This window comes from Candidatus Babeliales bacterium, assembly GCA_035455925.1.
Lineage (GTDB): Bacteria > Babelota > Babeliae > Babelales > Vermiphilaceae > SOIL31.
Genome location: DATIEE010000028.1, coordinates 33206 through 45179 on the forward strand (window position 1 = coordinate 33206; position 11974 = coordinate 45179).

Below are 11974 nucleotides of genomic sequence, written 5' to 3' on the forward strand. Positions count from 1 at the left end.
TAATAATACATAGAATAATAAATTCATAATTAATAATTTATCATATAGAGAATTATATGTCTAAAAATATTTGCAATAAGTACTATACTTCAACATTTATATAATCAACTAGTATACCATCTCCACATCGCATCAATCATTACAATTTGACAATAATCGATTTTCATGTAATTATTATATATAGGTATTTGGGATTCGTATAGAAATTATTACTAGGAGATAAGATATGTCACGTTTAAACATGCTTTTGTTGACACTATTGGTTCCATCGATGGCTTTGTTGGGAATGAAAAATGAGTTTAAAAACACAATAGCTATTACGCCATATTCTCAAGCGTTAGTAGATGACATCAAAAAACAGTCTGCGGCTACATTTATACCTGATCCATTATATGACGTACGTAGAGATTTAAGTAAATTTGGAAAATTATCTATTAATGATTCACGTAAAAACCCGAAAGAAGTTCTTCCTAATTCTATAAAATTTATAAAAAAGAATTTTGGTAAAAATGAAGAAATTTTAAAAACCTTGGAAGTTTTTAATGCATTAATCAACACTAAGCCAAAATCGCAAAAAGAAAAGGATTTTTTTGAAATTATACAGCTACACGATCGCAATGCGCAAAAGAAATTTTTAAAAATGCCTTTAGGTGGCGCTTTAATTAGCCATAATATTGTTAACAATTTTATAACGAATCGTAAAGATTTTATAAACAAAGAAAACAAAGAAACGTCGATTAATTATCTTTTTAAAATGTCTTCTCCTCAGATTAACGAGCTCGACAAACTTAATAAACATTTTATAAATGACGTTGTTTTAAAGGATGTTACTAGGCAAGAATATGATTTAATCGCTAGTTTACCCAAGAATGTTAAAAGGGCATTTCGTAATGAGGATGAATTCTTTCAAGTAAACCTCAAACGCAATCTTTCTGAAAAACTTTTGTATCTTGCAACTAAAGCATCAATTGGCGGAATAAATGGTAGCGGAACTGGATTCATTACCGCTCTTGGCAGTGGCATGTTTCAATGTAAATTTTTAATTCCAGGAATTGAGAAATGGGTTGCAAAAACATTAACAACAGAGGTAAATAAAAAAATTAATTATGGACTAGAGCTAATATCTATGACTCCTGTCGTGCCTAATGGCGAATCAAATTATGATGAATGGAAGCAAGTTGAAAATAAGTTTAATAATACATTAAACAAGATATATGACATTGATGGTGTAAAAGCACAATTTACAGGAGAAAATTTAAAACCATATATTATAAAAGAAGTGATTACTGGAGGATCTCCTGTCGCGCCAAACGATATGCAAACAGTTATAGGCGATAGTATTGGAAGTAGTAAATTTTTTGGTGGTTTAAGCGCTATAGTAGGATTGATATATGGCTTAAGGCATATGAATGATCCTATCGTGAAAGAAAATATTTCTAAAATATAAACAAATATCAAAGGAGAATGTGTATGATAGTAAAAAAAATTATTAGTGTAGGGTTGTTATCTGCCTTATCATTATCGTTAATGAAAACGGTCACTGCAGGAGAACCTGGTTCAAGTGATACTGTAAAGACCTTTCTGATGAGTAATGTTACTGCAAAAGATGGTGAGAGTATGCCCAAAGAAATTCACGATTATATAGCACAGTTAGCTTTTGAAGAATGTGAACATGATTTTTTAGTTAAACAACAAACTAATAAAAAAGATAAATACTATCATGCATTAGATAAAAAAATTCCAACAATTAAATATATTGATTATTATATGTTGAATACGGATGAAAAAAATATTTTACATAAAGTATTAGAAGCTTCTACATTTGATAACAATCCTCTTTTTAGAAAAACCGATAAAAATCATGATCATAATACTCCTAAAAAGCATCTTTCAGAAAAAGAATATAATAACGCAATGAACACCTTGCCATTAGATTTAAGAAGCAAATTACAATCGCTTGAAGTATCTGTTAAAACATTGTCTTTACAATCTTTTTTTAATAAAAATGATAAGCAATCAATAATAGATGCAGGGGCAATTGGCGGGTTAGCGGGTGGAGCATTATATTGTTTATCTCATCAATTATTAAGCTCTAACAAACTCAACAAGATAAACCCTGTATTATTTGTTTTATCTCTTGGCACGGGAGCTGTAGTAGCCTCCTCTTCTCAATTACTAAATGTTGTTCATACAAATTATGAAAAGCCTAAAAAAGATGAACAGATAGTAAAGAAACGATTGATCACTGATACTGAAGGCTTAACCTTAACACAAAAAATATTTTCGCAAGAAAAAATAGCAAAAGATTCTTTTGCAAGGCTAATAAATATAGAATAAATTTTTTTCAATATAGTGTGTATTAATTGCAGAATTCCCGTATATCCTTTGTAAAAAAAGGTTAGCGGGAATTTTTGTGTTCCTATTTGTTGGAAAAAGGTTTTTAATTTTCAGTAAAAAAGCTTGCAGAATGCGTATTTTATGCTACATTTAAAATGTTTTCTGCATTTATTGCATTGAAATATTTGTGTGTGGCGGCATAGCCAAGTGGTAAGGCAGGGGTCTGCAAAACCCCGATCCCCGGTTCAAATCCGGGTGCCGCCTCCAAAAATGGTGTGCCGGGATGGCGGAATAGGTAGACGCAAGGGACTTAAAATCCCTCGAGTGTAAACTCGTGCCGGTTCGAGTCCGGCTCTCGGCACCATTATTTTATGTTTTTGCGAACAAGACATAAAAAATCATTTTTTTGCTTTTGTATATAAGATTTGATAGAAAGAGCTTTAATGCATACTTCGTCAATTCTTTATATAAATGGGAAAACGAAGCAAAAACAATGTCAGCAAAAAATTACTTGACAACATATTTTACTATGGCTAACCTACAAATTAGGTACTCGTTTTATTTTTTTGTTTGCTTTGCCATAGGTTAATAAGTAAAGGATGTTATTATGAACAAGGCAAAGTTAATTGAAGCAATGTCTAAAACAACAAAGCAGTCAAAAGCAACTTGTAAGGAGATGCTTGAATCTTTCCTTTCTACTGTTAGTGGCTCATTAAAGCAAGGAAAAGCAGTAGTTCTTACGGGATTTGGAACTTTTTCAGTAATGAAAAGAAAAAGCCGTGTTGGAATTAATCCAGTAACACGTGCAAAAATGACAATTGCTGCAAAAAAAGTTCCAAAATTTAAGCCTGGTAAAGCTTTAAAGGCATTAATAAAATAAATTTTGTTTTTATTGTGACTAAATATAAAAAAGAGAAGCGTCTTAAGACGCTTCTCTTTTTTATATTTAACCCAATTTTCTTGATTGTACAATTATTTTGGCATTATACTTAAACTAGAAATATAAGAAAAGAGCGCAAAAGGAGGTTTTTTCATGCTTAACGAAGGTTCTTCACAAAGCATAAGTTTAATTGAGACGTTAAAGAATACAGTTCAACCAGAGAATGTTGCTAGAAAAATTGGTATAGATAAAAATACACTTATTGATTTTTGCTTGTACGGAGCAATAGGTTTTATTCTGGGATTTCTCATCAAGAAGTATAATGAATATTTTATTGCATTAGTACTTTTACTTGTTGGTCTTATTGTATTACAACAACTTGATTATATTTCTCTTACTATTAATCTATCAAAAATACATGAAATGCTTGGATTGCGACATGTTTCTATCATTGGCGATAGATATGGGACCCTACTATTAGAATGGATTAAAAGTAATATTATTGGATCTACGAGTCTTATCATTGGTTTTTTAATTGGACTTAAAGTGGGATAGTTAAAAAAAAAAGGAATTAACATGGACAATAATTTTGAAATAGGTTTTTTACGAATTTTAGTTAACTTAAAATATATAACAAGCGAAGATGCAATACGATTACTTGCATCTTTTCATGAATCTGACATCGAACAATTAGGTGACTTTTTGCTCAGCGAAGGAATTCTCGAACAAGAAAATCTCCTTGAAGCATTGTCAGAGTATTATCAAGTTCCATCATTTGATGCCATAGGCTATTTTTTTGAAACACACTTATTACATATGTTTCCTAAAGATATGTTGTTGAGAAATGAAATTATTCCTTTGCAAGTTGATGAAAATATAATGATTATGATTGCGGCAAATCCCAATAATGCTGATCTTTTGTTTGAAATTGGTGAAAATGTTTCTTATGACATTCGTTTTTATGTTGGTATCGCCCGTAATATTTGCGATGCAATCAAAGAATATTATGACAAAGCTGATACACAAGATGAACAAGATGAGGATATTCGCGAAGAACACTTGCTAATGGGTGAATTTTTATTTATCGAAGATGAAGATCTCATTCAAGATGAAATAGAAGACGAGGACAATGAAGTTGTCTATCAAGTAGAAGAGGATTTTTTTGAATAGCCTTCATGATATGAGTGATGAACAATCAGTTGTTGCTCGCGTTGATGAATTGCTCAACAATGCAATTACACGTAGAGCTTCGGATATTCATCTTGAATCAGTAAGAGAGGAACTACGTGTTCGTTTTCGTATAGATGGTGTTTTAGTCGATCAAAAATCATTTTCTTCTTCATTAAGCCTATCCATTATTGCACGCTTAAAGATACTAGGAGGCATGAATAGTGCAGAACGTAGAATGCCACAAGATGGCAAATTTAATGTTATGCATCATGGCAATGAAATTGACGTGCGTGTTTCAACGTTTCCTTGTTTATATGGTGAAAAAGTAGTAATACGAATTTTAAATCGTATGCTTCAAACAATCAGCCTAGGTAGCCTTGGCTTTGAATCTATTATGCTTCATACATGTAAGCAATTACTACAACGCCAAAGTGGTTTTTTTTTAGTTACCGGACCCACTGGATCAGGAAAAACAACAACACTTTATGCAGCGCTTTCTTTTTTGCATAGTTCAGAAAAAAATATTGTTACTTTAGAAGATCCTGTTGAATATTCCTTGAATGGCATAACGCAAGCTCAAATAAATCTTGCAGCAGGGTTTGGTTTTGAGCAAGGAATGCGTTCGCTTGTTCGTCAAGATCCTGACATTATCATGGTTGGTGAAATTCGCGATAAAATTACCGCACGTATTGCAATTGAAGCGGCGCTGACTGGTCATCTTGTTTTGAGTACTTTACATACAACAGATGCTCCAAGTGCTATTATGCGATTAATGGATATGGGAGTTGAGCCTTTTTTGATTAATGCAGCACTTTCTGGTATTCTTGCACAACGCTTAGCACGTAAGCTATGTGATGCATGTTCGCAAACACGTGATGCGACACCAGAGGAAGAAGTTCTATTACAATTTTACAACATTGATAATCATATGATATATGAGGCACATGGATGTCAATTATGTGATTATCTTGGCTATAAAGGACGTATTGGGATATTTGAGCTGTTAGAAATTTCTCCTGCGTTGCGTACATTAATCATAAAAAATCCTCAATTTAGTGATATCTACAATCAGGCAGTTACTGATGGAATGAAATCATTAGTCAATGATGGCGCCGATAAGGTTGTAAAAGGAATTATTTCTTTAGCTGAATATATTCGCATTATTGCATAAAAAAAGGCCGGTTTTTACACCAGCCGTTTTTTTATCTTTTTATAGTTATTCATTTATTATATTTGTCGTCGATGAATGTATTCGTATAGGTTAGCCTTTTTATTACGATCATTACCTATGCAATACGTTTCAATAAGCTTATTTCTATAATTATTTTCAGAGTAACCATTTATACCGTGCTCGTAACCACTTTCTAATATTGTTGTAATAATTTGCGGGGTTTCATTATCTGGAATTGTTTTAATTATTGGATTATGTAAATTATTTTGTGTAATTAAATTTTGGTTTAGGCAATTATTATAAGTATTGATTATTCTATTCCGAACAGTGTATCTAATTGATGCGATGTATTGCTGTTCTATAGCAGGTAGATAATTGATACTATCTTGCTCATTTACTAATTTTTCTATTTCATTCCCATAAGTATTGGTAAATAGTGTGATTTTGTTTATTGCACTATTTAATTGCTTTATACAAGTAGCAAGTTTTTGATGTTCATCAAATTGTATCGATAATGAAATAGGAGGATGCTTTTCTTCATTATCTATATATTGCTCGTTTGCTGAAAATACTAGTCTTGATTGGAATATGTTCTTTTTATAAGGAATCTTGAAACAAGAAATACCACTTTCAAGAAAATGAATAGGGAAAACTGGTATATGAGATGCAGGTATTAAAATTTGATTTGTTAATTGAGCAATTCTACTAAAATCATTGTTTAACGTTTTTCTAACGTCGCTAGCAGATGGAATATCAAATTTTATTGGAATAAATAAGGTATTGTTATCTAATGGAATATTCAAGAATGAACTTACGTTTTTACGTATTTCTTCATTTGCATACCCAATCAATCTGTTTGGCGTTAATTCTATTTTTATATTATAAGATGGGCAAATATTGTTTTGATTAGTTGTTTTTTGTATGCGTGAGGTCAAGAAAGGATAAGCACTAGAATCCATACTCAGCACTATACGAGTACCTAGTAAAAAAAATAAAAAAAACATGCGTAAAATTAATTTTGTTGGTAAACCTATCATTGGTATCCCCCTAATTGATATAAATTTAAACTATACTTACATTTATAATTATATCAATTAATTATATCTTGTCAAAAAAAATAAAAATTTTCAAATTGGTGATTTTCCTGAAGGTGTAAGAAAAATGATGGTCGTAATGATATGATGTGCTTTATTTCTATAGTTCAGGTTAAAGTCAGGTTGCCTCCTTTTAATGTTAATTGTTTTTTGTTATACTCTATTATTATGAAAAAACATATATCTCTTCTCATTAACAATCTTTATGTGTCAGTTATTGATAAACCAGTGCTTTATGATATTGACCTGACGATCAATTTCGGAACTATCCATGTCATCATGGGACCAAACGGTTCAGGTAAAAGTAGCTTGGCGTATGCGCTTATGGGTCATCCAAGTTATGCAATAACTTCAGGAACTGTTTCAATGAATGAATCTGACATAACAACTTTATCAGTACACGAACGCGCAAAAAATGGCCTCTTTTTATCATTTCAACATCCATGTGAGATTCCTGGTGTCTCAGTTGCATCATTTCTAAAAGAAGCATATATTTCTGTAACGGGTGAAAAAATAACTGTTGTTGAATTTCAAAAACTACTCATTGCTCGATGTGAACAATTAGCGATTGATCCTACTTTTACAACGAGAGGATTAAATGAAGGATTTTCAGGTGGTGAAAAAAAACGTTTCGAACTATTGCAACTATTAATATTACAGCCTAAGATCGCAATACTTGATGAAATTGATTCAGGACTTGATATTGATTCGCTTAAAATTGTAGCAATGGGTATTGAGTATGCACGTAAAGAAAATCCTATGATGAGTATTATCCTGATTACACATTATCAAAGAATTTTAAATTATATTATACCAGATCACGTTCATATTTTATCTGAGGGGCGAATTATTATTGCAGGAGATGCATCAATCGTTAACAAGATAGAATTGCATGGATATGATCAATTAAAAACATAAAAAACATATAAATCAGCAAAATAGAGTTTTTTATATTGGCTAACTCTAAAATGCGGATGCCTCTTTTGCTATATGCCACTTTCTGTTATGCTATATATAATAAAAAGTGTATTTTTTGTAATTAACAATATCTTCGTATCTGTTTTTACTCAATCAATACTTTATGATATTAATCTTAATTATTTTAAATAATTATATAAATGCAATGGGTTAAAGTATGCCAGCATCAAATTATATTTTTAGAACGGCTAAAGGTATTAATAGAAAAATAGTAACACAGATTTCTGAAAAAAAAAACGAACCTGGATGGATGACCGATTTTAGACTTGCAGCGCTTAAAATTTTTGAAGATAAACCTATGCCAGGTTGGGGAGCAGATTTAACCAAATTAGATCCAGAAGATATCTATTATTACGTTAAGCCAATAGAAGATCAGCATACGCAATGGTCGGATGTTCCTGATAAAATTAAAAAGACATTTGAAAAATTGGGTATTCCTCAAGCAGAACAAAAATTTTTAGCTGGTGTTGGAGCTCAATTTGATTCTGAGGTTGTGTATAAAAACCTAAAAAAGCGATGGGCTGATCAAGGTGTAATTTTTTCTGATATGAATAGCGCACTCAGAGATCATGAAGCAATTGTTAAACAATATATTTCTACCGTGATTCCTGCGCACGATAATAAATTTGCAGCGCTTAATTCTGCTGTATGGAGCGGGGGAAGTTTTGTGTATGTCCCAGCTGGTGTACATATTGATATGCCATTGCAAGCATATTTTCGTATTGATTCATCACAAATGGGGCAATTTGAACGTACACTCATTATTGCAGAGCCAGGTAGTTTCGTTGAATATGTTGAAGGGTGCAGCGCTCCCATTTATAAAAAAAATTCCTTACATAGTGCTGTTGTTGAACTTATTGCGTTAAAGCAATCCCATATTCGCTACACGACTATTCAAAACTGGTCAGATAATGTCTATAACTTAGTAACCAAGCGAGCTGTTGCATATAGCAATGCACGAGTTGAATGGGTCGATGGTAATTTCGGCAGTAAGATAACTATGAAATATCCCAGTATTGTACTCAAGGAATCTGGCGCCAAAGGATCTATTATTTCACTTGCAGTAGCGTCTCGCGGCCAACATCAGGATGCTGGTGGAAAAATTTTTCATTGCGCTCCCCATACAACGTCGACTATCATTGCAAAATCAATTAGTAAAGATGGTGGCCGTTCAAGTTATCGTGGGATGTTGAAAGTTATTAAAGGCGCTCATAGTGTACGATCAAAAGTACAATGTGATGCGCTTATTTTTGATGATATATCTCGTACTGATACATATCCAACGATTGATATTAAAGAGGATAACGTTGATATTGGCCATGAAGCATCAGTTAGCAAGATAAGCGATGAACAGTTATTTTATCTGCAATCACGAGGCTTAAGTGAACAATTAGCACGAGCGCTTATTGTTAATGGTTTTGTTGATGCATTTGTACGTCTGTTACCAATGGAATATGCAGTAGAGATCAATCGTTTGATTGCAATGGAAATGGAGGATTCAATTGGATAATATGGTATATACATATGTTATCAATGAGAATCAACAAAAGAATTATAATTTTTTATTTGATAATTCTAATCATGCTGACAATGTTTTTATTCAATTTGATGTGCATCAAAATGCTACGCTTGTCGCGGAAATCCTTATTGCTCATACAAATGTCAATATTACTATTAATTGTATTTTACGAGGAGAAGGTGCTGATGCGCGCATTACTGGTATCTATATCCTAGAACAATCAAATACTATTAAAATTAACACACTACAACATCATCAATCCGCTCACACACGTAGCCTGCTGATAATGAAGGGAGCATTATGTGATAATGCACGTGTTAATTATCAAGGAACTATTCGAGTTGAACAGAAAGCACGTGGCACGCATGCATCGCAAGAAAACAAAAATATTCTTTTAAGCAATGGTGCACATGCAGTTTCAATACCAAACTTAGAAGTGCTTACGCATGATGTTCATTGTTTTCATGCTAGTGCAATTGGCAAATTTGATGCTGATCAGTTATTTTATACAGCATCACGTGGCATCGATGAAAAAATTGCACAACAACTTTTATTACATGCATTTTTTGAAAAACTTTTTTTCGATACACTATTAATTGAAAAAGTTAAATTGTTACTTGAATAATATATGAGATTTGCAGTGAATATATTTAAAAAATTACGAGATGATTTTCCTATCTTAACGCAACAAGTTAATGGTTATCCGTTAGTAGCGTGTGATAATGCATCAACAACACATAAGCCACAATCAGTAATTGATGCTATGGTTCAATTTTATACAACAACAAATGCTAATATTTATCGTGGCATTCATTCATTCGCAGAACAAGCTACTAAAAAATATGAAGAGGCGCGACAAAAAGTGGCACAATTTATTGGCGCTTATCAAGACGAAGTCATTTTTACAGGTGGATGTACATCAGGAATTAATTTTGTTACAGCCACATGGGGTGAAATATCTATTCAAGCGGGCGATGAAATTGTTATGACAGAACTTGAGCATCATGCAAATTTATTACCCTGGCAACGACTCGCTCATAAAAAAGGTGCTATTCTCAAATTTATTCCTGTTCTTTCTGATGGAAATCTTGATCTTTCCCATCTCAATACTATTATCACTAACAAAACTAAAATTGTTTCTGTTATTCATGTTTCTAATGCGATTGGCACTCATGTTGATATTACTACCATTATTGCTCGCGCTCGTGTGGTTGGTGCACGTATTCTTATTGATGCTGCACAATCTATACCACATCAAAAAATCAATGTTCATGATATTGATTGTGATTTTTTAGTCTTTTCAGGGCATAAAATGTTGGGACCAACGGGAATTGGTGTGCTTTTCATTAAACAAGAGTTGCATGCATATATTCCGCCCTATGAAGTTGGAGGCGGCATGGTTGAAAATGTTGATCGTATTCATGCATCATGGGCACCTTCTCCACAAAAATTTGAAGCAGGAACACCGCCAATAGCACAAGCAATTGGTTTGGGCGCAGCAATTGATTATTTAGAAAAACATATTGATTTTAACAAATTAGTTATACATGAAGCTCAACTATGTGCACGTCTTATTGATGGATTATTGCCATTACAGAAAATAACACTTTTAGGGTCTTTATCTCAACTCAAACAAAATGGCCACTTAGTGAGTTTTTTAGTAGATGGTTTCCATAGCCATGACGTGGCAGCATTTTTAGATGCACGAGGCATTTCTGTTCGCGCAGGACATCATTGCGCGCAACCGTTTGCTAAACAACTCGGGTATGATGCTTCTGTACGCGTCAGTTTTTATTTTTATAATACTATGCAAGAAGTTGATAGTATTATTTCAGCATTACATGAATTACTCACAATATGACCCCACATTTTTTTAGCTTTTTAATTACGTGCGATATTTTATCATGCACAATTGTTTGCATTCCTAATTGTCGTGCAGCAGCAGCAGTCTCTTCAAGATCATCAATAAGTATGCAATCTTTAGGATCAAGATTATATGCAGTACAAAGATGATTAAAAACAGCAATATTTGGTTTTATTATTTTAATATGTGATGAAATAACAGCGCCATCAAAATGCTTTAAAATGTCAGGGTATGTATTTTTAACTATCGCATATAATTCTTCTGCCGCATTGCCAACAATATATATTTTGTGCCCAGCATTTTTTAATTTTTGCGCGAGCTGAATCATTGGCTTTATTGGTTCAATTACGCTAGCCACTGTTTCAGGGTCAAGAATAAGATTAATGATAGTAGTCATAAGATTTTTTTCTTTGATACTACTGAAGAATTTTTCTGTATCAAGTTGTGCAATACTTTGAGTAAGCTCGCCTTTCGTTTCTGCGCATGTTTTTTTACCTTCTTGTAATTCAACAATGCAACGTGGCATTATTCTATCTTTAAGTGTTATAGAAATATGTGGTTTTTGTGTTTCATGTTTACTTATTGCAGCAAGCATATCTAGACACCGATGTCCAGGATTTTTCCAATGAGTTAATGTATAACTTGCAAGTGTTCCATAACCAATTTTTTTTGCAAATCCAACTTGATTTTCTTTGATTAATACATTGGTAAGATCAAAAAGTATTACATATTTTTTAGCTTGATGAGATATTTGTGTTATTGTATAGATAAAAATGAATAATAATAGCATGCTTATAAAGCGATGAGATAGCATTATCTTCTCCTAAAGTTATATTTATTTGCTTTTACCTTTTTTATACTATTGTATTAACTTTTTTGTATGCAACTATTTTAAGATATTTGCATATTTATAAGTATCTTGTAGAATAAAGTACTATGTTGCAAAATCATGCAGATAGAA

The 11974-nt window shown here is 32.4% G+C and carries 12 protein-coding genes and 2 tRNA genes; 12 read left to right on the forward strand and 2 right to left on the reverse strand.

From position 1 onward, the window contains the following. Window positions 1-226 precede the first annotated feature (226 nt). From VLB80_03915 to VLB80_03950, 8 genes are all read left to right on the forward strand, one after another. Window positions 227-1447: a hypothetical protein gene (locus VLB80_03915; protein HSC25333.1), complete on the forward strand. Its 1221-nt coding sequence runs from the start codon at window positions 227-229 to the stop codon at window positions 1445-1447. A 23-nt stretch (window positions 1448-1470) separates the two neighbouring features. Continuing rightward, window positions 1471-2337, forward strand: a complete 867-nt coding sequence (locus VLB80_03920) for a hypothetical protein (GenBank protein HSC25334.1) — start codon at window positions 1471-1473, stop codon at window positions 2335-2337. A gap of 193 nt (window positions 2338-2530) precedes the next feature. After that, window positions 2531-2604: transfer RNA gene (locus VLB80_03925), tRNA-Cys, on the forward strand. A gap of 10 nt (window positions 2605-2614) precedes the next feature. Beyond that, a tRNA-Leu gene (locus tag VLB80_03930) sits at window positions 2615-2701 on the forward strand. 243 nt (window positions 2702-2944) lie between these two features. Then, a complete protein-coding gene (locus tag VLB80_03935) occupies window positions 2945-3217 on the forward strand; it encodes an HU family DNA-binding protein (GenBank protein ID HSC25335.1) in 273 nt (90 codons plus the stop codon). A 153-nt stretch (window positions 3218-3370) separates the two neighbouring features. After that, entirely contained in the window at window positions 3371-3772 is a 402-nt protein-coding gene (locus VLB80_03940; GenBank protein ID HSC25336.1) for an FUN14 domain-containing protein, read from the forward strand. Between the two features lie 21 nt (window positions 3773-3793). Then, window positions 3794-4387, forward strand: a complete 594-nt coding sequence (locus VLB80_03945; protein HSC25337.1) for a hypothetical protein — start codon at window positions 3794-3796, stop codon at window positions 4385-4387. Further along, window positions 4380-5558: a GspE/PulE family protein gene (locus VLB80_03950; GenBank protein HSC25338.1), complete on the forward strand. Its 1179-nt coding sequence runs from the start codon at window positions 4380-4382 to the stop codon at window positions 5556-5558. The genes VLB80_03945 and VLB80_03950 overlap by 8 nt, the downstream gene beginning before the upstream one ends. A gap of 56 nt (window positions 5559-5614) precedes the next feature. Here VLB80_03950 and VLB80_03955 read toward each other — a convergent pair whose 3' ends face one another. After that, on the reverse strand, window positions 5615-6595 hold the full coding sequence (locus VLB80_03955) for a hypothetical protein (protein HSC25339.1): 981 nt from the start codon (window positions 6593-6595) through the stop codon (window positions 5615-5617). 141 nt (window positions 6596-6736) lie between these two features. Here VLB80_03955 and sufC point away from each other — a divergent pair, with 141 nt between their 5' ends. From sufC to VLB80_03975, 4 genes are all read left to right on the forward strand, one after another. Further along, window positions 6737-7570, forward strand: a complete 834-nt coding sequence (gene sufC / locus VLB80_03960) for a Fe-S cluster assembly ATPase SufC (GenBank protein HSC25340.1) — start codon at window positions 6737-6739, stop codon at window positions 7568-7570. Window positions 7571-7787: 217 nt separating this feature from the next. Further along, window positions 7788-9140 carry a Fe-S cluster assembly protein SufB gene (sufB, locus tag VLB80_03965; protein HSC25341.1) on the forward strand — a complete coding sequence of 451 codons (1353 nt, stop codon included), beginning with the start codon at window positions 7788-7790 and terminating at the stop codon, window positions 9138-9140. 1 nt (window position 9141) lies between these two features. Continuing rightward, window positions 9142-9774 carry a SufD family Fe-S cluster assembly protein gene (locus tag VLB80_03970; protein ID HSC25342.1) on the forward strand — a complete coding sequence of 211 codons (633 nt, stop codon included), beginning with the start codon at window positions 9142-9144 and terminating at the stop codon, window positions 9772-9774. A gap of 15 nt (window positions 9775-9789) precedes the next feature. Continuing rightward, window positions 9790-11010 (forward strand): SufS family cysteine desulfurase, encoded by a 1221-nt coding sequence (locus VLB80_03975; protein HSC25343.1) that lies wholly within the window; start codon window positions 9790-9792, stop codon window positions 11008-11010. Here VLB80_03975 and VLB80_03980 read toward each other — a convergent pair. Then, entirely contained in the window at window positions 11000-11827 is an 828-nt protein-coding gene (locus VLB80_03980) for an HAD-IA family hydrolase (protein HSC25344.1), read from the reverse strand. The genes VLB80_03975 and VLB80_03980 overlap by 11 nt on opposite strands. Window positions 11828-11974: the final 147 nt, after the last annotated feature.